The sequence below is a fragment of the Streptomyces sp. NPDC051217 genome, from assembly GCF_044455465.1.
Taxonomy (GTDB): Bacteria; Actinomycetota; Actinomycetes; order Streptomycetales; family Streptomycetaceae; genus Streptomyces.
This window is the reverse complement of the sequence record NZ_JBITEV010000001.1, coordinates 615,537-637,706: the sequence shown is the minus strand read 5'-3', so window position 1 is coordinate 637,706 and position 22,170 is coordinate 615,537. Positions and strand designations below refer to the sequence as shown.

Here is a 22,170-nt window from a genome sequence, read left to right as displayed (position 1 = left end):
AGCAGGTCTGCCTCAGGTCTGCTTCACCGGGTCGTACTCCTTGGCTTCCAGGCCGAACGTCCAGGCGACCCCCGCCTTGGCGGTACGCGTCCCCGGCGGCACCCGCAGCCAGTAGGTGCGGCTCGTGCCGTCGGGCTCGGGGGTGGAGTTGACGACTTCGACCATCACGACGTCCTCGTCACCGGCGAGCGCTATCCGCCAGAGGATGCCGGTCTCGTCCTTGCTGATCGGCTCGGCGCCGGACTCGGTGAGATACCGGTCGTAGCCGTAGTGCTCCAGCATCACGCGGCGCAGCTCCGCGTTCTCCTCGTTGCGGATCCGGGCCGGGTCGAGCGAGGTGAGCTCGGCGAGGAAGTCGGCCGGGACCGGCATACCGCGCCACGCGTAGAGGGCGAAGCCGTCGGGGTAGGCGAGGGCCGGGCCGTCACCGCGGTCGAGGCGCCCCGCCTCGTCGCGGTGCAGCTCCACGGGGCGTTCACAGACCACCGTCACGTTCTCGTAGGGCCACCACCAGCCCGCGTGCGACGCCACCTCGGCGAGTCCCGCGAGCCGGTCGCCGCGCCCGTCGAACGCGGCCAGCCAGGCGGCGTCGTGCTGACCGAGGACCGCGTCAAGCAGCAGCTGACGTGTCTCGGGGAGATCCGCCGCGTCCGTGCCGAGCGAGTCGGTGATGCCGGAGCGGATCCGGTCGGCGAGGGCGCGGGTGGTGTCCCACAGCCGGGCGCCGGTGGCCCCCCACCACTCGGCCCAGCCCGCCGGGCCCAATTCGTCGTGGATACGCCGCCGTTCCTCCGCCCACGGCCTGGTGCGCACCGCGTCACGGACCGATCTGCCCTGATCCGTGAGAGACCTGACGGCGGCGAGTCCGGCGAGCGGGGAGTCCGCCCAGATGATCCGCCCCGGCTCGCTCAGCCCGGCCGTCCGGTAGGCGAGCCGTATCCCCGCCTCGGCCGCCGGCCGGTCGGCCGCGCCTGTCGCCGCAGCGACGCTCCGCCACTTGTCCACATTCGGCATGTCTGAAGCCCCGTCCCCTGTCGTCACTGTCCCGTGTACTTTCCTGCCGAGCCGTCTTCGAGCCGTCTTCGAGCCCTCTGTCCGGCCGTCTTCGAACCGTTCGCGCGTCCTCAGTCGGCGACGACGCGCACCGCTCCCGGCAGGTACTCGCGCTGGCGCACCACGCGGAACCACCCCTTCGGCAGCGCTATCGCCGCGTGCTCCTCGTGCACCACCCGGCCGCCCTCCGGCAGATGAAGCAGCATCGGCCCGAACTCGCCGCCCGTCTCGCGGACGAGCAGGCCGGGGCCCGTCACCGCGTGGGCGTGTCCCGTGACCTCACCGAGCGCCAGGACGAGGCGCCCCCGCGCGTCCCTCGGCTCGCTCCGCGCTTCGGCGACACCGGACGGCACGCTCTCCTGCGCCACGGGCACGATGAGCACGTCTCCCTGCCGGTACATGGCTCTCCCCTCGACCGGGCGGCGCCGAGTGCGCCGACCTGTGAACGACGCTAGACGGTGGGTCTGACAATCGGCTCCGCCCCCGAACCGGGCTTGTCAGTGGGGCCTGTTACAACTTCTCTCAGCATCAAGCCGATCAACGCCGACGCCCGGTGTCTGGAGCACTCGCCATGACCATTTCGAGCCACCTGCAGGAGTTGGACGGCCTGCCCGCGTTCGACTTCCCCACCCCCGAGGCCGAGCCGAAGACGACGCTTCCCGACGCGGGTTCGGTGGCCTGGCGCATCGCGGCGGACGTGTACGACAGCGAGGAGGAGTGGGAGTCGGCGTTCGCGCGTTTCCTCAAGGCCGTCGATACGACCGAGGTCCGCGCACTGATCATCGGCGCGTGGTCGGAGGCGTACGAGTCCTCTCCCGACGGCGTAATTGGGGCCCTGGTCGCCGCGAGCGGCCAACTCCCCTCCCTCGGGGCGCTGTTCCTCGGTGACATGACCTACGAGGAGTGCGAGATCTCGTGGATCAACCAGGGGGAGACGGGGCCGCTGCTCGCCGCCCTCCCGCAGCTCCACTCGTTCGGGGTGCGCGGCGGCCAGGATCTGAACATGTCCGGCATCAGGCACGAGCGGCTCCGTTCGCTGACCGTCGAGACGGGTGGGCTGGAAGCCGACGTGGTCCGGAGCATCGCCGCGGCCGAGCTGCCCGCGCTGGAGCATCTGGACATCTGGCTGGGCACGTCCTGGTACGGCGCGAACACGATCGTGGCGGACCTGGAGCCGTTCCTGACCGGAGCGCGCCTCCCGGCCCTGAAGTCACTGGCGCTGCGCAACAGCGAGATCCAGGACGACATAGCGGCGGCGATGGCGGGAGCGCCGGTGGTGGCGCGGCTGGAGACACTCGATCTGTCGATGGGCACCCTCGGGGACGAGGGCGCCGAGGCGCTGCTCTCCGGTCAGCCGCTCACACACCTCAAGAAGCTCGATCTGCACCACCACTACATGAGCGAGCCCATGGAGGACCGGATCCGCGAGACGCTGGAGCCCGCCGGTGTGGTCGTGGACCTGTCCGAGCGTGAGTCCGCGAGGGACGACGAGTCGCGTTACACGGCGGTGGCCGAATGAGCGGCGCGGACGGGATCGACCACTTCGAGGAGTTCCACGGGCTTCCCGTCCTCACCCTCCCCCGCGACGAGGTCCCGGCGCCGGGTCCGCTGCCCGAGCCCGACGCCGTCGCGTGGCGTCTCGACTGCGGATGGGAAGAGGAGTGGACATTCCCCAAGCTGTGGGCGCACTTCACGCATGTGGTGGACACCGAGCGCGTGCGCGCGCTGGTCATCGGCCCGTGGTGGTGCGGCGAGTACTCGGAGCTGGCGCCCGCCCTGGAGCTGATCGTCGCCGACGCGGCGCGGTTCTCCGCCCTGCGCGCGCTGTTCCTGGCGGACGTGGTCGGCGAGGAGTGCGAGGTGTCCTGGCTGCGGATGAACGACATCACCCCGGCCGTCGAGGCGTTCCCGCTGCTGGAGGAGTTCGGCGTGCGGGGCTGCGGCGACACGTATCGGGACGGTGACCTGCGGCTGCGGCCGGTGAAGCACGACCGGCTGCGGGTCCTGCGTTTCGAGTCGGGCGGGCTGCCGGGGGCCGTCGTCCGCGCCGTCGGTGCGAGCGAACTGCCCGCGCTGGAACATCTGGAGCTGTGGCTGGGCGTCGACGAGTACGGGGGCAACGCGACCGTCGCCGATCTGGCGCCCCTCCTCGACGGCGGCCGATTCCCGCGCCTGCGCCATCTGGGGCTCCAGAACAGCGAGATCCAGGACGAGATCGCCGGGGCCGTGGCCGCGGCGCCGGTCGTCGCCGGGCTCGAATCGCTGGCGCTGTCGATGGGCACGCTCACCGACGCGGGGGCCGAGGCGCTGCTCGCCGGCCAGCCGCTCACCCACCTCGCCGAGCTGGACCTGCGCCACCACTACATGTCACCGCCGTGGCGCACACGGATCGAGGAGGCTCTGGAGCCGCACGGTGTGCGGGTGGAGCTGGCGCCGTCCGACGGCATCGACGAAGACGACGAGTGGCGTTATGTCGCCGTCTCCGAGTAGCGGCGAGCCGCGCCTCGCGGTCGTCGGCAATCCCGCGAACCGCCGCGTCCGGCTGTTCCAGGACGCGGTGGGCGCGGCCGGCCTGCCGCCGGCCCGTGAGGTGGCCTGGCTCGATGTCCTGGGCGGGCGTGCCGAGTTCCGGCCCGGTGAGGTCGTACGGGTGGAGTCGCCGGGCGAGGACGCGGCGGTGGAGCGGCTGTTGCGCGGCACGGACGATCCGACGCGGGTCGAGGGCACAGCACTCTGGTACGAGCGGTTCACCTCCGCCGTACGGGAGTTGGGCCGCACCGTGCGGAACGCGGGGGCACATGTCCTGGACGACCCGGACGAGTTGGCCGTGCTGTTCGACAAGCGGCTGTGCCACGAGGTGCTGGACCTGGCCTCCGTACCGGTGCCGCCGTCGCCGACGTCGGGGGCCGGCTCCCCGCCCGTGCGCGGCTGGGACGACGTGCGTGCGCTGATGGGCGGTCCTGGCATGCGCCGGGCGTTCGTCAAGATCGCCCACGGCTCGTCGGCCTCCGGGGTGCTGGCCGTCGAGACCGCCGGCCCCGGCCGCGTGCGCGCGACGACCTCTGTCGAACGCGACGCGGCCGGGCGGCTGTTCAACTCGCTGCGGGTACGGCGTCTGACCACCGAGCCGGAGGTGGCGGCGATCGTCGACGCACTGGCCCCGGACGGGTTGCATGTCGAGCGGTGGCTGCCGAAGGCCACGCAGAACGGCAGGGCGACGGACCTGCGGGTGGTGGTCGTGGCGGGCCGGGCGACGCACGCCGTCGTACGGACCAGCTCGTCGCCGATGACCAACCTGCATCTCGGCGGGTCGCGCGGCGATCTGAACGCGGTGCGGGCGGCGACCGAGACGACGAGCGGCGGCGGGGGCTGGCGGGCCGCCCTGGAGATCTGCGAGCGCGCCGCCGCCTGCTTCCCCGGCACGCACTGTGTGGGGGTGGACCTGCTGCCCGCGACCGGCTGGCGCCGCTTCGCCGTCGGCGAGGTCAACGCCTTCGGTGATCTGCTGCCCGGTCTCACCGGACTGCCCGGCAGCGGCGCGGAGGGCCAGGACACCTACGGGGCGCAGCTCGCGGCTCTGCGGGCGGGCCCGCCGCGTACGGCGGGCGCGGGAGGGGGGCGGCGTGCACACCTCTGAGACGACGGGGCCCGGGACCACGGGCGCGGAGCTGCCCGACATGCGCGGGGTCGTCGGCCACGACGACCTTCTGCTGATCACGCTCGACACACTGCGTTACGACGTGGCCGCCGAGCTGGCCGAGGCGGGCCGGCTGCCGAATCTCGCCCGGCATCTCCCGGGCGGGCGCTGGGAGAAGCGGCACGCCCCCGGCAGTTTCACCTACGCCTCGCACCAGGCGATGTTCGCCGGGTTCCTGCCGACGCCCGCCTCGGCGGGGCCGCATCCGCGGCTGTTCGCGGCGCGGTTCGAGGGGAGTGAGTCCACGGCCGCGAGGACGTTCGTCTTCGACACGCCCGACCTGGTGTCGGGTCTCGCGGACGCCGGGTACCGGACGGTGTGCATCGGGGGTGTCGGTTTCTTCAACAAGCGGGGCGCGCTCGGTTCCGTACTGCCGGGGATGTTCCAGGAGAGCCACTGGGAGCCGGAGTTCGGCGTCGCCTCGCCGACGTCGTTCGAGTCGCAGGTGGCCCGAGCGGAGCGGGTTGTGGCCGAACTGCCCACGGGTCAGCGGTTGTTCCTCTTCGTGAACGTGCCGTCGCTGCACCAGCCGAACTGGTTCCATCTGCCCGGCGCCACCCGTGCGGCGGGCGACTCGCGCCGGACGCACGCAGCCGCCCTCGAATATGTGGACCGGCACATCGGCCGGCTCTTCGCCGCGGCGAGCAGCCGGCGCCGCTGCTTCACGATCGTCTGTTCCGACCACGGCACGGCCTACGGTGACGACGGCTGGACGGGCCACCGTCTCGGCCACGAGTCCGTCTGGACCGTGCCGTACGCCCATTTCTTCCTTGAGCCAGGGGCACCTTGATGACCAACACGACCAGTACCAACGGCACCGCGCCCCCGCCGCGCCCGTACGAGAGTTACGTCTACGCGTATCCGCACAAGACCGCGTACCGCCCGCTGGCCGACCGTCCGGCGCTGAGCGGCCTGTGGGCCGGCGAGCGGAAGGACGCGCTCTCGCTCTATCTGCACATACCGTTCTGCGAGGTCCGCTGCGGCTTCTGCAACCTCTTCACACGGATCGGCGCGCCGGACGAACTGACGACCCGTTACCTGGACGCGCTGGACCGGCAGGCGACCGCCGTGGCCGACGCGCTCCACGCGGACGGCACGGCCGGCGCGGACGGGGTGCGCTTCGCCGCGGCCGCATTCGGCGGCGGCACGCCCACTTTCCTCAACGCCGGCGAGCTGGAGCGGCTGTGCGACATCGCGGAGAAGCGGATGGGCGCCGATCTGCGGGCCGTCCCGCTCTCCGTGGAGACGTCGCCGTCGACCGCCACGGCCGACCGGCTGTCGGTGCTGGCCGAACGCGGGGCGACGCGGCTGAGCATCGGCGTGCAGAGCTTCGTCGAGGAGGAGGCGAGGGCGGCCGTGCGCCCGCAGCGCCGCTCCGACGTCGAGGCCGCGCTCGGCCGGATCCGGGACGCGCGTATCCCGGTCCTCAACATCGACCTCATCTACGGCATCGACGGGCAGACCCCGGAGTCCTGGCGGCTCTCGCTCGACGCGGCGCTCGCCTGGCGGCCCGAGGAGCTGTATCTCTACCCGCTGTACGCACGGCCGTTGACGCCGCTCGGCAGGCGCGCGCACCCCAGTGAGACCGACTGGGACACCCAGCGCCTGGACCTCTACCGGCGGGGCCGGGACCATCTCCTCGCCGAGGGCTACGAGCAGGTGTCGATGCGGATGTTCCGCCGCATCGGTGCGCCGCACGAGGGCGCGGACGACTACGCGTGCCAGACCGACGGCATGATCGGCCTTGGCTGCGGCGCGCGTTCGTACACCTCGGAGCTCCACTACTCCTTCGACTACGCGGTCGGGGTGCGCGAGATCCGGAACATCATCGACGACTACACAACCACCGGGGACTTCTCCCGCGCCGAGGTGGGCCGCGCCGTCGACACGGACGAGGCACGCCGCCGCCATCTCCTCCAGTCGCTGCTCCAGGCGGAGGGCATGGAGCTGGAGGAGTACCGCGCGCGGTTCGGCAGCCGTCCCGGCGACGACTTCCCCACCGAGCTGGACCGCTTCGCCGACCTCGGCTGGCTCGACACGGACGCCGGGCCCGGCCTCCTCCGGCTCACGCCCGAAGGGCTCGCCCACTCGGACGCCCTGGGCCCGGCCCTGTTCTCCCCCGCCGTCCGGGCCGCGATGGCCGCCTACGAACCGAAGTGAGGCACCCGTGGACCTGACGATCCTCTACCGGGGCCCGCTCGCCTCCTGCGACTACGACTGTCCCTACTGCCCGTTCGCCAAGCGCCGCGACAGCCCCGACCAGTTGCGCGCGGACCGGGCGGCGCTGACACGCTTCACGACGTGGGTGGCCGAACAGACCGATGACCGCTTGTCGGTCCTCTTCACCCCGTGGGGCGAGGGCCTCACCCGCTCCTGGTACCGGCGGGCCCTCACCGACCTCTCGCACCTCCCGCACGTGGCCCGGGTCGCGATCCAGACGAACCTCAGCTGCCGCACGGACTGGCTGAAGGCCGCCGACCCGGCCAAGCTGGCGCTCTGGTGCACGTACCACCCCGGCCAGACGCCGTACGACCGTTTCCTCACCAAGTGCGGCGAGCTGGGCGCCGCGGGCATCCGCTTCAGCGTCGGCATCGTCGGCTTCCCCGACCACCTCGACCAGGCCCGCCGCCTCCGCGCCGACCTCCCCGGCCAGGTCTACCTGTGGGTCAACGCGGCGGAGGGCCGCACCTACTCGGACCCGGAGGCCACCGACTGGACCTCGATCGACCCCCTGTTCCCGTTCAGCCGCCACCCCCACCACTCGGCCGGCCTCCCGTGCCGCACGGGCGAATCAGTGATCTCGGTCGACGGCGAAGGCACGGTTCGCCGCTGCCACTTCGTCCCGGCGGAACTGGGCAACCTCTACGACGGCTCCTACCGTCGGGCCCTCAAACCCCGCGCGTGCCCACTCGCCACCTGCGACTGCCACATCGGGTACGTCCACCTGGAGACACTGCCGCTGTACGACGTCTTCGCGGGCGGCGTCCTGGAACGCGTACCGGTGAGCCCGGTGGCGCGCTGAACTCCGCGTCCCGGTCGGCTCAGTGACGTACCAGCGGCAGCAGGTCCGGGCGTTTGGCGACCGTGTGGTCGCCGGAGGATTCACCGCGGAGGCGGCGGCCGATCCAGGGGACCAGGTATTCGCGTGCCCACTGGATGTCGTCGCGGCGCACCTCCAGTGCGCCGCGTGGCGGCAGGGGCGGCCACGGCTGGTCGGGGTCGGCGGGGGTGTCGAGGCCGAGGACCTGGGCCGCGCGCAGGGCCACGCGGGTGTGGCCCTCCGGTGACAGGTGCAGCCGGTCGCCGTCCCAAGCGCGCCTGTCCTGGACCGACTTGAGGGACCACAGGTCCAGGACCGGGCAGTCGTAGCGGTCGGCGATGGAGCGGACGTGGGCGGTGAACGTGGCTATCTTGCCGCGCAGATGGCGCAGCACCGGGACGCCCCGGGTGTCGAACCCGGTGGGGACCATGACCGTGCCGACCGCGCTCGTCAGGTCGGCCAGCGCCCGTTCGAAACGTTCGGCGACGTCGTCCGGGTCGGTGCCGGGCCGGATGATGTCGTTGCCGCCGGCGCAGAACGTGATCAGATCCGGGGCGAGTTCCTTGGCGCGCGGGATCTGCTCGGCCACGATCTGGTCCAGCAGCCGTCCCCGTACGGCGAGGTTGGCGTACCGGAGCGATCGGTCCGGTGTCCGGTCGGCGAGCAGTACCGCGAGCCGGTCCGCCCAGCCGACATGAATTCCGCCCGGTCCGGGGTCGCCGACGCCCTCGGTGAAACTGTCACCGATGGCCGCGTAAGACCCGAAGGCACCTCTGGTTTTTGATCCCGAATCGTCAGCCACAGCGAAACATCATTCACCCGGGTATCCGACCTACGCGACCGTAAGAAGGTGGTGACCCCGGTGAGAAACGCCACCGGTCAAAATTCGTTCAACCGGGAATAGCGGAAAGGCCGTCGGCCGGCACCCTCGGGTGCCGGCCGACGGCCGGTTGCGCGTGGGACCGAACGGCTCAGATGGAAACGCCGTGCTCGCGCAGGTACGCCAGCGGGTCGACGTCGGAGCCGTAGCTCGGACCGGTGCGGATCTCGAAGTGCAGGTGCGGACCGGTGGAATTGCCGGTGGAACCGGAGAGGCCGATCTGGTCGCCGCCGGCGACCCGCTGACCCGCCGAGACGGACAGCGAGGAGAGGTGGCCGTACTGCGAGTACTGGCCGTCGTCGTGCTTGATGACGACCTCGTTGCCGTACGACCCGGCCCAGCCGGCCGAGACGACGGTGCCGGGGCCGACCGACTTGACGGTGGTGCCCGACGCGGCCGCGAAGTCCACGCCGGTGTGGTAGCCGCTGGCCCAGCTGCCGCCGGCCGCGCGGTACGGGGTCGTGACGGCCGCACCGTCGACGGGCGCGGTGTAGCCGGAGTCCGCGCTCTGCGCCGCGGGCTCGTTCGCCGTGGTGTCGGCCTGCGGGGCGGGCTCGGCCGGTGCGGGCTTCGCGGGGGCGGTCTTCTTCGGGGCAGCCTTCTTCGGGGTGGCCTCCGCCTTGCCCTCGGAGGACGCCTTGGCCTTGGCGCCGATGGTGAGCTTCAGGCCCGGGTGGATCAGCGACGGGTTGTCACCGACGGCCTCGCGGTTGTCCGCGTAGAGCTTCTGCCAGCCACCGCTGACCTTCTGCGTCTCGGCGATCTTGGCGAGGTAGTCCCCCGCGGTGACCGAGTACGTCTTCACGGTCTTGGCGGTCGCGGCCTGCTGGGCCGTCTGCGCGACAGCGGCGGTGTGCGCGGCGGACACGGCGCGCTCGGGAGCCACCGACGGTGCGGCGGTCTGCTCGGCGGCGTGGGCGCCCGTGGCACCGATGAGCGGAATTGCGATGGCGGCGCCACCCGTTCCGGCGGCGACGAATCCGCGGGTGATCGGGTTGGTCCTCGGACGACGGTGCTTACCCTTTCCGGGCATGGCGAATTCCTCTCCGGCGCCTACGAGGTGAGCTGTCGGGTTCGGGCTGGAGATGCCCGGTCGCGCCGTGACGCGACTTCACCCCAAGCCGTCCGGATCTCCGGACCGGCGTACTACCTGGGTCCCCCGCTCCTGCCACACGTTGATGAGTGCTGGGTGGATGCGGATTCCGAACGGCGGCAGGATTCGGCGATCCGCTCGGATTGCGGTGACGGTAAGCCGCGCGGGCCGACGGGTACAAGCCGCTGTTTCTCCTCCGTAATCCACGCTCGAATATCGACATCCGCGGGCGGTCACCCTGCGTGGATTACGGATCTTCGAATTCCGTGCGACGTCCCAATTCCCTTCGCGGGCGCGGCCACACACCGTCACGGATATGATCCTGCTCACCAGCCGCAGCCCATCCACCACCATCTCACCCGCGACCGGGGCACCTTATGCCCAATCACTCAATCCAGACAGAAGCCCTATTCGCAAGGCGCTTTCAGGGGGAACCGATGTCGTAAAGTCGGAGCGCGACAGCGTCGGCGGCGAGCGCCGACCGCACACGCGGAGGAGCGCACGTGACGCACGAGGTGCCGCAGCAGGTCCCGCCGGGCGAGCCCGATCTCGCCGGGGTACGCAACTTCCGCGACGTGGGAGGCCTGCCGACCGCCGACGGGCGGCGCGTACGGTACGGACGGCTCTACCGCAGCGGCCACCTCGCGCACGCCACCGCCGAGGACGCGGCGTTCCTGACGTCGCTGGGGCTGCACACCATCTTCGACTTCCGCAACGCGGCCGACCAGAAGCTCGACGGTCTGGACGTCGAGCTCGTCGGCGTACGCAATGTGAACATCCCGCTCACCGACCCGGCCGACGGCACCGAGTTCTGGAAGATGGTCCGCGACGGCGACCTCGACCAGCTGCGCTCGATCCTCGCCGACGGCAAGGGCGTGGCCCGGATGTCCGCTTCGTACCGTTCGATCATTCTGGACCGCACCTCCGAGCACCGGCGCGTGCTGCACGCCCTGGCCGAGGAGAGCCTGCCCGCCCTGATGCACTGCGCGGCGGGCAAGGACAGGGCCGGTCTCTCGATCGCGGTGTCGCTGCTCGCCGTGGGCGTGGAGCGGGAGGCGATCGAGGCGGACTATCTGAAGTCGAACGATCCGCACCGCAGATACCGCGTACGCCGCAGCGATCCGACGCCCGGCGGGACCTCGCCGGAGGTGCTGGAGCTGCTGGCCCCGCTCTTCGACGCGCGCGCCGTCTACCTCGAAACGGCGTTCACGACGATGGAGGAGACGTGGGGCACCGTCGACCGCTATCTCACGGACGGCCTCGGGCTGACGGACGAGACGCGCGAGCGGCTGCGGACGCGCCTCGTCGAGGACTAGGGGACTGGAGGACTACAGGACCTAGCGACCCCCGGCGCCCGCCTCGAAGAGCAGGTAGAGGAAGCCGGCCAGGACATGGCCGGCGATGAGGTAGACGAAGAGCCGGATGGCGAGACCGCGCGGGAAGCTGCGTTCCTCGTCCATGACGGACTTGGCGGGCTCCTCGCGTGATGGCTCCTGAACGGCGTCCACTCGGTTGTCGGACACGGTGATGGCCTCTCTGGTCGGGGGCGGAGCTGACGGCATGTCAGTGCCGCTCGTTCAGCGGCGGTGGGCCCCGCCGGGCAGGCACAGCTCGCCGACGGGACTGGTCAGCAGGGTGTGCACGAACAGCAGCTCGACGCCGGCGGGACCGGCCGCCGCGAGGCGGTGCGGGGTCATCGAGTCGAAGTGGGCACTGTCGCCCGGGTCGAGCACATGGACGGTGTCGCCGAGGCTCAGCCGCAGCCGCCCCTCCAGGACATGGATCCACTCCTCCCCCGGGTGGACCCGGACGAGCTCGCCCTGCGCGCCGTGGGGCACCGTCACCCGCAGCGGCTGCATCGCCCGGCCGGACGAGCTGCCCGCCTGGCGATAGGTCCAGCCGTCCGCCTCCACGGGCTCCGCCCGCGCCGCGCGGATGACGGGGTCCCGCTCGGGCGGCTCCTCGCCGAGCAGCTCGGAGACCGTCGTACCGTAGACGCGCGCCAGACCGAGCAGCATCGGCAGCGAGGGCTGGCGCCGCCCGGTCTCCAGACGGGAGAGGTGGGCCGGGGAGAGCCCGGCCCGTGCGGCGGCGGCCTCAAGGGTGAGGCCCCGGCCGCGTCGGAGCTCGCGCAGTCGGGGTGCGACATCAGGCAGAATCTCTGTCGTGGCGTCGGTCGGGCCGGTCGCCTGTTCAGGAGCGGTGGCGGGGTCGTTCATACACCCATTGCGCCAGGAATTATCCTCTGAGGCAAATTTCTTACCTCAGAGGCAAACCGCATGGACCACGCCACGTGCTCACCGGTTGGCGATCGCCTGCTTCACCAGCGTCCTGCCGAAGTCCCACATCAGCCCGCCGCCCGTGTGCGCGTCGTCCATCACGGCCGTGAAGGCCGTCACGAAGCGATCGACCTCCCGCTCCCCGATGGTCAGCGGCGGAATCAGCTTGATCACTTCCAGATGGTCCCCGGAGACCTGGGTGAGAATGCGGTGCTTCCGCAGGAGCGGCACCACGACCATCTGCGCGAAGAGACCCTTGCGGGCCGTCTGGAGCATCGTCCAGCGGCTCCGCAGCCCGATCGACGTCGGCCGGCCGAATTCGATACCGATCATCAGCCCCCGGCCGCGCACCTCGCTCAGCAGCTCGTACCGGTCGACCAGCGCCGCGAGCCGCGACCGCAGCAGATCGCCGGTCGTCCTGGCGTTGGCGACGATCCCCTCGTCCTCGATCACCGACAGAACGGCCAGGCCCGCCGCCATCGCCTGCGCGTTGGATCCGAAGCTGGCCGAGTGGACCAGCACCCGGTCCATCGAGGAGTAGACCTTCTTGAAGATCCAGTCCTTGCCGAGGGTCGCGCCGACCGGCACATAGCCGCCGGAGAGCGCCTTCGCGACACACACCAGGTCCGGCTCGACGCCTTCCTCGTGCTGGTACGCGTAGAAGTCGCCGGTCCTGCCGAGCCCGGTCTGCACCTCGTCGACGATGAGCAGTGCCTTGTGCCGGCGCAGCAGCTCCTGCGCGTCCCCCAGGAAGCCGGGCGGCGTCGTCTTCACGCCCTTGCCCTGGATCGGTTCGACGACGAAGCCCGCGACGTCGCCGCGCTTCAACTCCCGCTCCAGCGCTTCGAGATCACCGATCTCGATCGGCGTGTCGGGGAGCAGCGGCGCGAAGCCCGCGCGGAAACCGTCCTCGCCGTTGACCGAGAGCGAGCCGATGGTCAGGCCGTGGAAGGCGTGGGAGCAGTAGAGGATCCTGGGCTTCCCGGTGGCGTACCGGGCGAACTTCAGCGCCGTCTCGACGGCTTCCGTACCGCTGTTGCCGAAGAAGACCCGGTCCAGGTGGGGGCTGTACTTGAGCAGCTCTTCGGCGAGCAGGCCCGGCAGCGGCTGGCAGTCGAAGCGGGTGAGGTCGGCGAGCGAGGCGTCGAGGACGTCGTGGAGGGCCTTGCGTACGACGGGGTGGTGCCGGCCGAGCCCCATCACTCCGAAGCCGGCGAGCATGTCGAGGTAGTCGTTGCCCTCGGAGTCCCAGAAGTAGGCGCCCTCGGCGCGCTCGTAGACCTTGTCGAAGCCGATGGTGCGCAGCATGCGCGGGAGTTGGTGGTTCAGGTGGGCGGTGTGCAGCTCGTAGCGTTCGCCGCCGCGTTCGGCCAGCAGCGTCGCGAGGTCGAAGGCCTTGCCCGGCGTCCCCGCCGGTCCGGCCCCCTGCGCGTGAGCCGCCGGCTCGTGCCCTGTCGACTCGGTCATCGCGTGTTCTCCGTCATCGGGTGTTCTCCTCGCGCTCTTCCTGGCGCGCCAGTGCGGCGCTGATCTGTCCCGCGATCTCGACGGGTGTGAGCCCGATGTCGGCGAGCACCTCACCGCGCTTGGCGTGGGCCAGGAACTGTTCGGGGATGCCGAAGGTACGCAGGGGTACGTCCACGTCGGCGTCGCGCAGCGCCTGCCCCACGGCCCACCCGACGCCGCCGCTACGGCTGTTGTCCTCCACGACGGCCACGATCCGGTGCCGCGCCGCCAGCGGCGGCAGCTCCGCGTCGACGGGCTTGACCCACCGGGGGTCGACCACGGTGCAGCCGACGCCGCGAGCGGCCAGCAGCTCCGCCGTACCGAGACAGACCCCGGCGAGCGCCCCGACGGACACCAGCAGCACATCGGTTTCTCCGGCCTCCGGCTTGTGCAGGATGTCGAGCCCGCCCGTACGGCCGACGGCGGGAATCGTCTCGCCCACCGACTCCTTGGGAAAGCGCACGACGGTCGGCGCGTCGTCCACGTCGACGGCCTCCCGCAGCAGCGACCTCAGCTGGTCCGCGTCGCGCGGGGCCGCGATCCGCAGGCCCGGTACGCACTGGAGCAGCGACATGTCCCACACGCCGTTGTGGGAGGGTCCGTCGGCGCCGGTGACACCGGCCCGGTCGAGTACGAACGTGACGGCGCACCCGTGCAGCGCGACGTCCATGAGCAGTTGGTCGAAGGCGCGGTTGAGGAAGGTGGCGTAGACGGCGACGACGGGATGCAGTCCGCCGGTGGCGAGCCCGGCTGCGGAGACCGCGGCGTGCTGCTCGGCGATGCCGACGTCCCAGACGCGGCCGGGGAAGCGCGCGGCGAATCCGGTCAGTCCGACCGGGTGCAGCATGGCGGCGGTGACGGCGACGACATCGGGGCGCTCCTCGCCGATGGCGACGATCTCGTCGCCGAAGACCGAGGTCCAGGAGGGCTTGCCGGGGGGCGCCAGCGGCTCGCAGGTCAGCGGGTCCATCACGCCGACGGTGTGGAAGTGGTCGGCCTCGTCGTCCAGGGCAGGCTGGTAGCCGCGGCCCTTCTCGGTCAGGCAGTGCACCAGTACGGGGCCGGTGAAACGGCTCGCGCGGCGCAGCGCCGACTCGACGGCTCCGACGTCGTGTCCGTCGATGGGGCCCACGTATTTGAGCCCGAGGTCCTCGAACATGCCCTGCGGGGCGACGGCGTCCTTGAAGCCCTTCTTCGCGCCGTGCAGCGACCCGTAGAGCGGCCGGCCCACCACGGGGGTCCCCCGGAGGACTTCCTTGCCCCACGCGAGCACCTGCTCGTAGCCGTCGGTGGTACGCAGGATGGCGAGGTGCCTGGCGAGGCCGCCGATGGTGGGACCGTACGAACGCTCGTTGTCGTTCACCACGATGATCAGCGGGCGGTCCTTCGCGGCGGCGATGTTGTTGAGCGCCTCCCAGGCCATGCCGCCGGTGAGCGCCCCGTCCCCGATGACCGCCACGACGTGGTCGCGGCCGCCGCGCACCTGGCGGGCCTTGGCGAGCCCGTCGGCCCAGCCGAGCACGGTGGAGGCGTGGGAGTTCTCGATGACGTCGTGGTCGGACTCCTCGCGCGAGGGGTAGCCGGAGAGGCCGCCCTTCGTCCGCAGCTTGGAGAAGTCCTGCCGGCCGGTGAGCAGTTTGTGAACGTAGCTCTGGTGTCCGGTGTCCCACAGGATGCGGTCGGCCGGTGAGTCGAAGACCCGGTGCAGGGCGACGGTCAGCTCCACCACCCCGAGGTTGGGCCCCAGATGGCCCCCGGTCCTGGCCACCGCGTGGATCAGGAACTCCCTGATGTCCCGGGCCAGTTCGTCAAGTTCGGCCCGGCCCAGCGCCTTCAGGTCGCGCGGCCCCCGGATGTTCTCCAGCATCGACATGCTCGGCCCCCTCTGGATCCTCTCGCGGATCCGTCAGCTCTCTGTGACTGCCGGTCATGGCGCCGGAAGGACAGCGGCGGGGTGCGCCGCTGTCCTTCCGGTGGCCACGACGTCACAGGCCGCCGGTGTCACTTGCTCCCGGCGACCGTCTCCCGCACCGCTCGCAGCGACTCCTTGAGGGAGCCCATGGTGGCGAGTACGGCCGTCGGCTCGTAGCCGCAGTGCGCCATGCAGTTGGCGCAGCGCGGGTCCTTGCCCCGGCCGTACTTGTCCCAGTCGGTCTTCTCGACGAGTTCCCTGTATGTGGGGACGTACCCGTCGCTCATCAGATAGCAGGGGCGCTGCCAGCCGAAGAGCGAGTAGTTGGGGATCGCCCAGGCCGTGCAGGGGAAGTCGGCCTTGCCCTCCAGGAAGTCCAGGAAGAGGGGTGAGTGGTTCAGACGCCAGCGCCCCCTGTTGCCGCCGGCGAAGGCCTTCTTGAACAGCTCCCTCGTCTGCTCGACGCCCAGGAAGTGCTCCTGGTCGGGTGCCTTCTCGTAGGCGTAGGCGGGCGAGATCATCATCTCGTCGACCTTCAGGTCGTCGTTGAGGTAGTTGAGGACCTCGATGATGGTCTGCGGGGTGTCGGTGTTGAAGAAGGTGGAGTTGGTGGTGACCCGGAAGCCGCGCTTCTTGGCTTCCTTCATCGCCTCCACGGCCTCGTCGAAGACCCCTTCCTTGGCGACGGACTCGTCGTGCCGCTCGCGCAGCCCGTCGATGTGCACGGCGAACGCGAAGTACGGCGAGGGAGTGAACTTCTCCAGCTTCTTGCGCATCAGCATCGCGTTGGTGCAGAGGAAGACGTACTTCTTCTTCGCGACCAACTGCCTGACGATCTCATCGATCTGCGGGTGCATCAGCGGCTCGCCGCCGGCGATGGAGACCATCGGCGCCCCGGATTCGAGCACCGCCCCCACCGCCTGCGCCACGGGCATACGCTGCTTCAGGACCCCGGCAGGGTGCTGGATCTTGCCGCAGCCCTCACATGCGAGATTGCAGGCGAAGAGGGGTTCCAGCTCGACGATGAGTGGAAACTTCTCACGCCTGCGTAGCTTCTGTTCAACGAGGTATGTCCCGACCCTGATGGTCTGACGGAGCGGCATGGCCATCTAGCTCACCTCCTGGGGAGCAGCAAAGAACGGTGCCATTCAAGAAAAGCCGGAATGACGGCACGAAGGACACGGAAAGCCGATATTCCACCGCTCACCGTGCCAATTCGGACTAGCTCATGCTCTGGAGCGTCCACGACCACCCGTACGGCCGCAACCGGGCGGGGCCCGGCGCTCAGAGCGGTGCGCAGTGTCGCGGCGGACTCCATGTCCACGGCGACGGCTCCCGTGGCACGCAGCCCGGCCCTCTCGGGACCGCGCACCACATGGTCGGATCCGGCCAGTGGACCGGTGTGGACCGTGCGTCCGGGCAGCGCCAGGGACAGCGCCTCCACGAGCAGACCTGTTTCCGTACAACGCGTCAGGCCGTGGGAGTCCCGGGTCTCGTCGGCGACGATCAGGTCCCCCGGGTTCATCCCGGGGACCAGGCCGGCACAGAATCCGGACGCGATGACGGCCGCGTCCCCGTACCGGTCGGTTCCGAGCGCGCGCGCCGTCGCACGCTCGGCGTTCTTGGGGCCCATGCCCGTACGCAGGACGGTGACGGGCCCGGTCTCGCGTGTCCGGCCGCCCCTGCCCGCCAGACCTCTCCGCAGGGCGCTGCGCAGGGCCACCTGCTCGATGCCGAGGGCGCAGGCGATCAGCAGCGGCGTGGCGGCGGGGGCGGCTACTCCGTTCGTGGGAGCGGCGCTGTCGGCGCTGTCGGGGGGCGGCGAGTCCATCAGGCCCCCTTGCGGCTGTCCGCCCGGCTGTCGGGTCGTCGCTCCTGGACGTTCCTGGTCCGGCCTTCCCCCAGCAGCTCGGCGCGGGCGGGCCCACGGTCCGCGAACGGTTCCCCGTTGACGTACCGGCCGAGGGCCGTGAGCGGGAACACCTGCCGGTAGAGGTGGTAGTTGATGGAGAAGTCCCACGGGAACCCGGTGCCGGTGAAGTACGGCTCGTCCCAGGAGCCGTCCTCCCGCTGGGCCGCCGCGAGCCACGCCACCGCGCGCTCGACGGCCGGCGTCTCGCGCCGTCCGGCCGCCAGGAGCGCGAGCAGCGCCCACGCGGTCTGCGAGGCGGTCGACGCGCCGTGCCCGATCCACTTCTCCTCGCGGTACGAGCGCAGGTCCTCGCCCCAGCCGCCGTCGTCGTTCTGTACGGATTCGACCCAGCCGACCGCGCGGCGGATCGACGGGTGGCCGACAGGCAGCCCGGCGGCGACGAGCGCCGGTACGACGGACCCCGTTCCGTACACGTAGTTGACGCCCCAGCGGCCGAACCAGGAGCCGTCCGCCTCCTGTTCGGTGAGCAGCCACTCGATACCGCGCCGGGTGTCGGGGTGCTCGGCCATGCCCTCGTACGCCAGCATCTCCACGACGTGCGCGGTGACGTCGGCCGACGGCGGGTCGATGACCTCGCCGAAGTCGCAGAACGGCAGCCGGTTGGGGAACGGGCTGACGTTGTCGGCGTCGAACGCGCCCCAGGCGCCGTTCTTCGACTGCATGCCGAGCGTCCAGCGCGCGCCCCGCTCGACGGCCGTGTCCATCCGCCCGGTGTCCGGGTGCGCGACCCGGCGCAGCGCGAGGATGACCTCGGCGGTGTCGTCGATGTCCGGGTAGTTGTCGTTGTGGAACTCGAACGCCCAGCCGCCGGGGGCGAGTCCGGGCCTGCGTACGGCCCAGTCGCCGGGGCGCACGATCTGCTCGTCCAGCATCCACTCGGCGGCCTTCACGAGCGCGGGGTGGTCCGGGCTCACACCGGCGTCGGCGAGCGCGATCGTGGCGAGGCAGGTGTCCCACACCGGGGACTGACAGGCCTCGATCATGCGCGCGCCGTCCTCGCGCCAGACGGCGAAGCGGTCGAGCGATTCGAGTCCGGCGCGCATCACCGGGTGCTTCAGGTCGTAGCCGAGCAGATGCAGGGCGATGATCGAGTAGACGGCCGGCGGCTGGATACCGCCCCAACACCCGTCGTTCTCCTGGCGTTCGACGATCCAGCGGGCCGCCGCGTTCATCGCCGTGCGGCGTACGGCGCGCGGTGCGACCTTGTGGTACAGGCGCAGCACCTTGTCGACGCGCTGGAAGAGTCCGTCCCAACTGGCCGCCGGAGCCAGGGGCTTCACGGGATTCGGGCGCCGCACGTCCGCGTGCAGTTCGTCCAGCGCGAAGGGCGCGGGACGGACGGGGCGCAGGGCCGAGACGATCGTGAGAGGCACGATGGTCTGCCGGGCCCAGCAGCCGAACGAGTAGATGTTCAGCGGGAACCACTTGGGCAGGAAGATCACCTCGGGCGGGACCTCGGGGAGGTCGTCCCACTTCCACCAGCCGAAGAGCGCGAGCCAGATCCGGGTGAAGACCCGGCTCTCGGCGATGCCGCCCTGTTCACGGATCCAGGCGGCGGCGCGCGCCATGTGCGGGTCGTCGGGCCGGTCCCCGGCCAGACGCAGCGCGACGTATCCCTCGATGGTGGTGGAGAGTTCACCGGGCCCGCCGTAGAAGGTGGCCCAGGTCCCGTCGGCGCGCTGTTCGCCCCGGATGAACCGGCCGGCCGCCTCGGTGGTTCTCGCGTCCTGCACACCGAGGAACTGACGGAGCAGCAAGTCCTCGGCGTCCATGGTCACATTGGTCTCCAGGTCGCCCTTCCACCAGCCCTGGGCGTCCTGTTGGCCGAGCAGATGCTCGACGGATCGTGCGGTGGCACGCCGTGCGACCTCCCCGATGTCCCTCACGACGGGAGTGGTGTCGGACGGTTCGCTCGCCGCGGCAGCGCGGGGTCCCACGGCCCCGGTGCTTCCGTCGGTCGTCGCTGTCATGGCTTCCCCTTACGTGCAGTTGGTCCTCTGCTGTGCTGGGGTCTCCGTCGTCCGGGGGATCGGTCACGAACCGACGGACGGCGCGACTACGGAGGCTTTCGGTGCGTCAGCCTCCGGTGAGCGTGGATATACAGATGGCGATGGTGATCATCTCTTTCGTACGACGACGAAGTCCGCGAGCGCGGTGAGCTGCGCGCGGACCCGTTCCGGCATGTCGATACCGCTCAGGGCCTCGATGGCGACGGCGTGCTGCCTGCGGGCCTCCTGGGAGGTCCACTCCCGGCCGCCCGCCTCCTCGATGAGTGCGGCCCTGGTCGCGAACTCCTCTTCGGAGAAGCTCGCGAAGTCCGTGCTCTTGGCATCGGCGGCCAGCAGTTCGCCGAGCTGTGCCGACGCGGGGCCTCCGGCGGCGAGAGCGGCGACGACCGGCAGGGACTTCTTGCGCTGGCGCAGATCGCTCCATGTCTGCTTGCCGGTGGCCCCGGGGTCGCCCCAGATGCCGAGCAGGTCGTCGACGGCCTGGAAGGCGAGGCCGAGGTGGTGGCCGTACGACTCCAGGACGTCGGCCGTCCGGTCGTCGGCGCCGCCGAGGACGGCGCCGATGGAGACGGCGCAGGCGAGCAGCGCGCCCGTCTTGTTGCCCTCCATCTCCAGGCACTCCTCGACGGTGACCCGCTCGCGGTGCTCGAAGGAGATGTCCTGCGCCTGGCCGTCGATCAGCTTGCGGCTGGCGACGGTGAGCCGGCGGGTGGCGCGGCCGGCCTCGGCGGTGCCGATCTCCAGCAGGATCTCGTTGGCGAGCGCGAACAGGGCGTCACCGACGAGGATCGCCTGGGCGGGGCCGTGCACCTTCCAGACGGTGTCGCGGTGGCGGCGCTGCTCGTCTCCGTCCATCAGGTCGTCGTGCAACAGCGAGAAGTTGTGCACCAGTTCCACGGCGACGGCTCCGGGGACACCGGTCTCGGCCGGCGATCCCGCCGCCTCGGCGGAAAGCAGCGCGAGCGCGGGGCGCACCGCCTTGCCACCGTCACCGTCGGCGGGCCGGCCCTCGGCGTCGATCCAGCCGAAGTGGTAGGCGGCGACGGTGTCCATCGGCGAGGCGAGCCGGCCGATGGCGGCCCGCAGCACGGGGGTGGACAGGGCTCGGCCGCGCTCCAGCAGCGCGAAGACGTCCGCGGTGTCGACAGCCGGATTCGCCGGGGGCACAGTCGGCACGGTTTCTCCTCTTTTTGCAGTACTGATGGGTCCCGTACGCGTCGTCGCCGTACTCGTCCTTGCCGGGCCATTACTCATCGCGCCGTCACTCACCGCGCCTCCGCTCGCCGCACCCTTCACCGCGGCGTCCGGCCTCACGCGGCCTCCCGAAGGGGATGCCGATGGGTGCGGCCGAGTTCGGACAGGGCCTCGCCCGCCGCACTGAAACCGCTGCGAACCGCGCCCTCCATAGTCGCGGGCCAGCCGGTCGCGGTCCACGCCCCCGCCAGGAAGAGGCCGGACGCGCGGGTCCGCGCGGGCGGTCGCAGCCGCCCGACGCCGGGCGTGGGCGCGAATGTCGCCGTGCGCTCCCGTGTCACGAAGAAGTCCCGCACCTCGGCGCTCCGCGCGGCCGGGAGGAGACGTTTCAGCTCGGGCAGATAGCGGGCGCGAAGCTCGGCGACAGGCAGGTCGATCTCGTCCGCGACCGCCGACTGCGACAGCGCCACGTACTGGCCCTCCTTCAGGCCCGAGGCGTCCGTCCGGTCGAAGACCCACTGGACGGGGGTGCCGAGCGCGGCGAAGAAGGGGCGGCGCAGCACCTTGCGGTCGTAGACGACGTGCACGTTGAGGATCGGTGACGTGCCGATGTCGAGGAGCCGGCTCGGCTGGTCGAGCGCGCCGTCGGGCAGCAGCGTGTGCGTCTCGTTCTGCGGTACGGCGAGGATCACCGTGTCCGCCTCGATGCGCTCGCCCGGTACGTCGACGCTCCAGCTGCCGTCCCCGGTGCGGGTCACCGCCGTGACACGGGTGCGCAGTTCGGTCCGTACGCCCGCCGCTTCGAGGGCCTTGCGGGCCAGTGTGTCGTGCAGTTCACCGAGCGGCACTCGGGCCCAGCCGATGTCGGCGGCGCCGCGCTCGGAGAGCAGTCCGGTCTTGAAGACCATCGCGGCCAGGCCCATGGAGGCCTGCTCGGCGGGGACGTTGAGGGTGGCGACGCAGACGAGGTTCCACAACGCCTCGACGGCGCGCGCCGACTGGCCGTGGCGCCCGAGCCAGGTCGCGAAGTCGATGCCGTCGAGGGCGGGGTCGGCCGGGTCGAGCGCCTTGAGCGCCAGCGCCGCGCGTCCTACGGAGGCCTTCTCGGCGAGCGAGAGGTGCGGGTAGGCCGCGAGCCCGCCGGCGAGATGCAGGGGTACGGGCAGGGCGTTGCGGCTCAGCCGTCCGACCCGGGGCCGGCCCGCGCGGCCCACGTCGAGTACGGGGACGTCGAGCCGGTCCTGTACGGGGGCGAGGTCGGCGCCGCCGACCCGGTCGAGGAACCAGCGGTAGGCCGTGCAGCAGCGCAGATACACGTGCTGGCCGTTGTCGACGGTCAACTCGCCGCGGGTGAAGGAGAAGGCGAGGCCCCCGAGACGCGGCCGGCCCTCGACGAGCGTCACACGGACCCCGGCGTCGGCGAGCTGGAGCGCGGCCGTCACACCGGCGATGCCGCCGCCGACGACGACCGCGTGACGTGATGGCGTACTTCCGGATGTCGTCATGCGCCCTCCCCCGCGGCTGTCGCAGTCAGGGACGCGTCAGATCCCCGGGGGGTTGATCTCGGAACTCCG

The 22,170-nt window shown here is 71.1% G+C and carries 20 protein-coding genes and 1 riboswitch; of the genes, 7 read left to right on the top strand and 13 right to left on the bottom strand.

What is annotated here, in order from left to right; translation table 11 throughout:
- Positions 1 to 12: 12 nt before the first annotated feature.
- Both ACIBBB_RS02925 and ACIBBB_RS02920 read right to left on the bottom strand, forming a co-directional pair.
- Positions 13 to 1,014, bottom strand: a complete 1,002-nt coding sequence (locus tag ACIBBB_RS02925) for a DUF6745 domain-containing protein (protein WP_398978035.1) — start codon at positions 1,012 to 1,014, stop codon at positions 13 to 15.
- A 110-nt stretch (positions 1,015 to 1,124) separates the two neighbouring features.
- Positions 1,125 to 1,454, bottom strand: a complete 330-nt coding sequence (locus tag ACIBBB_RS02920) for a hypothetical protein (protein WP_398978033.1) — start codon at positions 1,452 to 1,454, stop codon at positions 1,125 to 1,127.
- A gap of 170 nt (positions 1,455 to 1,624) precedes the next feature.
- Here ACIBBB_RS02920 and ACIBBB_RS02915 point away from each other — a divergent pair, with 170 nt between their 5' ends.
- From ACIBBB_RS02915 to ACIBBB_RS02890, 6 genes are read left to right on the top strand one after another with little or no spacing between them, the layout of a single operon-like run.
- Positions 1,625 to 2,572 carry an STM4015 family protein gene (locus tag ACIBBB_RS02915; RefSeq protein ID WP_398978031.1) on the top strand — a complete coding sequence of 316 codons (948 nt, stop codon included), beginning with the start codon at positions 1,625 to 1,627 and terminating at the stop codon, positions 2,570 to 2,572.
- The gene (locus ACIBBB_RS02910) at positions 2,569 to 3,543 is read left to right on the top strand and encodes an STM4015 family protein (protein ID WP_398978029.1); all 975 of its coding nucleotides are present in this window, start codon (positions 2,569 to 2,571) and stop codon (positions 3,541 to 3,543) included. Before ACIBBB_RS02915 ends, ACIBBB_RS02910 begins: the two co-directional genes overlap by 4 nt.
- The gene (locus ACIBBB_RS02905; RefSeq protein ID WP_398978027.1) at positions 3,524 to 4,690 is read left to right on the top strand and encodes an STM4014 family protein; all 1,167 of its coding nucleotides are present in this window, start codon (positions 3,524 to 3,526) and stop codon (positions 4,688 to 4,690) included. Before ACIBBB_RS02910 ends, ACIBBB_RS02905 begins: the two co-directional genes overlap by 20 nt.
- 40 nt (positions 4,691 to 4,730) lie before the next feature.
- Entirely contained in the window at positions 4,731 to 5,540 is an 810-nt protein-coding gene (locus ACIBBB_RS02900; protein ID WP_398978800.1) for an STM4013/SEN3800 family hydrolase, read from the top strand.
- Positions 5,540 to 6,910 (top strand): STM4012 family radical SAM protein, encoded by a 1,371-nt coding sequence (locus ACIBBB_RS02895; RefSeq protein ID WP_398978025.1) that lies wholly within the window; start codon positions 5,540 to 5,542, stop codon positions 6,908 to 6,910. Before ACIBBB_RS02900 ends, ACIBBB_RS02895 begins: the two co-directional genes overlap by 1 nt.
- 7 nt (positions 6,911 to 6,917) lie before the next feature.
- Positions 6,918 to 7,772: an STM4011 family radical SAM protein gene (locus ACIBBB_RS02890; protein WP_398978022.1), complete on the top strand. Its 855-nt coding sequence runs from the start codon at positions 6,918 to 6,920 to the stop codon at positions 7,770 to 7,772.
- A gap of 19 nt (positions 7,773 to 7,791) precedes the next feature.
- On the opposite strand, the gene ACIBBB_RS02885 is transcribed toward ACIBBB_RS02890, so the two are convergent.
- Together ACIBBB_RS02885 and ACIBBB_RS02880 are read right to left on the bottom strand one after the other, a co-directional pair.
- Positions 7,792 to 8,592 carry an SGNH/GDSL hydrolase family protein gene (locus tag ACIBBB_RS02885; protein ID WP_398978020.1) on the bottom strand — a complete coding sequence of 267 codons (801 nt, stop codon included), beginning with the start codon at positions 8,590 to 8,592 and terminating at the stop codon, positions 7,792 to 7,794.
- 169 nt (positions 8,593 to 8,761) lie between these two features.
- The gene (locus ACIBBB_RS02880; protein ID WP_398978018.1) at positions 8,762 to 9,703 is read right to left on the bottom strand and encodes a LysM peptidoglycan-binding domain-containing M23 family metallopeptidase; all 942 of its coding nucleotides are present in this window, start codon (positions 9,701 to 9,703) and stop codon (positions 8,762 to 8,764) included.
- 4 nt (positions 9,704 to 9,707) lie between these two features.
- Positions 9,708 to 9,872, bottom strand: a riboswitch (cyclic di-AMP (ydaO/yuaA leader).
- A 406-nt stretch (positions 9,873 to 10,278) separates the two neighbouring features.
- Here ACIBBB_RS02880 and ACIBBB_RS02875 point away from each other — a divergent pair.
- The gene (locus tag ACIBBB_RS02875; protein WP_398978798.1) at positions 10,279 to 11,079 is read left to right on the top strand and encodes a tyrosine-protein phosphatase; all 801 of its coding nucleotides are present in this window, start codon (positions 10,279 to 10,281) and stop codon (positions 11,077 to 11,079) included.
- Positions 11,080 to 11,100: 21 nt separating this feature from the next.
- Here ACIBBB_RS02875 and ACIBBB_RS02870 read toward each other — a convergent pair whose 3' ends face one another.
- The 9 genes from ACIBBB_RS02870 to hpnE all read right to left on the bottom strand — a co-directional run bounded on the left by ACIBBB_RS02870 (position 11,101) and on the right by hpnE (position 22,101).
- Complete coding sequence (locus tag ACIBBB_RS02870) at positions 11,101 to 11,271, bottom strand: DUF6126 family protein (protein ID WP_398978796.1); 171 nt, start codon at positions 11,269 to 11,271, stop codon at positions 11,101 to 11,103.
- A 69-nt stretch (positions 11,272 to 11,340) separates the two neighbouring features.
- Positions 11,341 to 11,982, bottom strand: a complete 642-nt coding sequence (locus tag ACIBBB_RS02865; RefSeq protein ID WP_398978016.1) for a helix-turn-helix domain-containing protein — start codon at positions 11,980 to 11,982, stop codon at positions 11,341 to 11,343.
- Between the two features lie 78 nt (positions 11,983 to 12,060).
- Positions 12,061 to 13,509 carry an aspartate aminotransferase family protein gene (locus ACIBBB_RS02860; protein WP_398978014.1) on the bottom strand — a complete coding sequence of 483 codons (1,449 nt, stop codon included), beginning with the start codon at positions 13,507 to 13,509 and terminating at the stop codon, positions 12,061 to 12,063.
- 13 nt (positions 13,510 to 13,522) lie between these two features.
- Positions 13,523 to 15,421, bottom strand: coding sequence for a 1-deoxy-D-xylulose-5-phosphate synthase (gene dxs, locus ACIBBB_RS02855; RefSeq protein ID WP_398978011.1), 1,899 nt, complete (start codon positions 15,419 to 15,421; stop codon positions 13,523 to 13,525).
- 128 nt (positions 15,422 to 15,549) lie between these two features.
- Positions 15,550 to 16,569 (bottom strand): adenosyl-hopene transferase HpnH, encoded by a 1,020-nt coding sequence (gene hpnH, locus ACIBBB_RS02850; RefSeq protein WP_398978009.1) that lies wholly within the window; start codon positions 16,567 to 16,569, stop codon positions 15,550 to 15,552.
- 5 nt (positions 16,570 to 16,574) lie between these two features.
- Positions 16,575 to 17,291: a 1-hydroxy-2-methyl-2-butenyl 4-diphosphate reductase gene (locus tag ACIBBB_RS02845; RefSeq protein WP_398978007.1), complete on the bottom strand. Its 717-nt coding sequence runs from the start codon at positions 17,289 to 17,291 to the stop codon at positions 16,575 to 16,577.
- A complete protein-coding gene (gene shc / locus ACIBBB_RS02840) occupies positions 17,291 to 19,363 on the bottom strand; it encodes a squalene--hopene cyclase (protein ID WP_398978005.1) in 2,073 nt (690 codons plus the stop codon). The genes ACIBBB_RS02845 and shc overlap by 1 nt, the downstream gene beginning before the upstream one ends.
- Before the next feature lie 147 nt (positions 19,364 to 19,510).
- Entirely contained in the window at positions 19,511 to 20,569 is a 1,059-nt protein-coding gene (locus ACIBBB_RS02835) for a polyprenyl synthetase family protein (protein WP_398978794.1), read from the bottom strand.
- Positions 20,570 to 20,712: 143 nt separating this feature from the next.
- Positions 20,713 to 22,101 (bottom strand): hydroxysqualene dehydroxylase HpnE, encoded by a 1,389-nt coding sequence (gene hpnE, locus ACIBBB_RS02830; RefSeq protein ID WP_398978004.1) that lies wholly within the window; start codon positions 22,099 to 22,101, stop codon positions 20,713 to 20,715.
- Between the last annotated feature and the right edge of the window lie 69 nt (positions 22,102 to 22,170).

What these genes read in the sequence shown, in the direction of transcription:
- dxs (WP_398978011.1), bottom strand. Translation starts at nt 15,421, where the DNA reads ATGTCGATGCTGGAGAACATCCGGGGGCCGCGCGACCTGAAGGCGCTG.
- ACIBBB_RS02925 (WP_398978035.1), bottom strand. Translation starts at nt 1,014, where the DNA reads ATGCCGAATGTGGACAAGTGGCGGAGCGTCGCTGCGGCGACAGGCGCG.
- ACIBBB_RS02880 (WP_398978018.1), bottom strand. Translation starts at nt 9,703, where the DNA reads ATGCCCGGAAAGGGTAAGCACCGTCGTCCGAGGACCAACCCGATCACC.
- ACIBBB_RS02900 (WP_398978800.1), top strand. Translation starts at nt 4,731, where the DNA reads ATGCGCGGGGTCGTCGGCCACGACGACCTTCTGCTGATCACGCTCGAC.
- ACIBBB_RS02860 (WP_398978014.1), bottom strand. Translation starts at nt 13,509, where the DNA reads ATGACCGAGTCGACAGGGCACGAGCCGGCGGCTCACGCGCAGGGGGCC.
- ACIBBB_RS02905 (WP_398978027.1), top strand. Translation starts at nt 3,524, where the DNA reads ATGTCGCCGTCTCCGAGTAGCGGCGAGCCGCGCCTCGCGGTCGTCGGC.
- ACIBBB_RS02865 (WP_398978016.1), bottom strand. Translation starts at nt 11,982, where the DNA reads ATGAACGACCCCGCCACCGCTCCTGAACAGGCGACCGGCCCGACCGAC.
- ACIBBB_RS02895 (WP_398978025.1), top strand. Translation starts at nt 5,540, where the DNA reads ATGACCAACACGACCAGTACCAACGGCACCGCGCCCCCGCCGCGCCCG.
- shc (WP_398978005.1), bottom strand. Translation starts at nt 19,363, where the DNA reads ATGACAGCGACGACCGACGGAAGCACCGGGGCCGTGGGACCCCGCGCT.
- ACIBBB_RS02915 (WP_398978031.1), top strand. Translation starts at nt 1,625, where the DNA reads ATGACCATTTCGAGCCACCTGCAGGAGTTGGACGGCCTGCCCGCGTTC.
- ACIBBB_RS02845 (WP_398978007.1), bottom strand. Translation starts at nt 17,291, where the DNA reads ATGGACTCGCCGCCCCCCGACAGCGCCGACAGCGCCGCTCCCACGAAC.
- ACIBBB_RS02920 (WP_398978033.1), bottom strand. Translation starts at nt 1,454, where the DNA reads ATGTACCGGCAGGGAGACGTGCTCATCGTGCCCGTGGCGCAGGAGAGC.
- hpnE (WP_398978004.1), bottom strand. Translation starts at nt 22,101, where the DNA reads ATGACGACATCCGGAAGTACGCCATCACGTCACGCGGTCGTCGTCGGC.
- hpnH (WP_398978009.1), bottom strand. Translation starts at nt 16,569, where the DNA reads ATGGCCATGCCGCTCCGTCAGACCATCAGGGTCGGGACATACCTCGTT.
- ACIBBB_RS02910 (WP_398978029.1), top strand. Translation starts at nt 2,569, where the DNA reads ATGAGCGGCGCGGACGGGATCGACCACTTCGAGGAGTTCCACGGGCTT.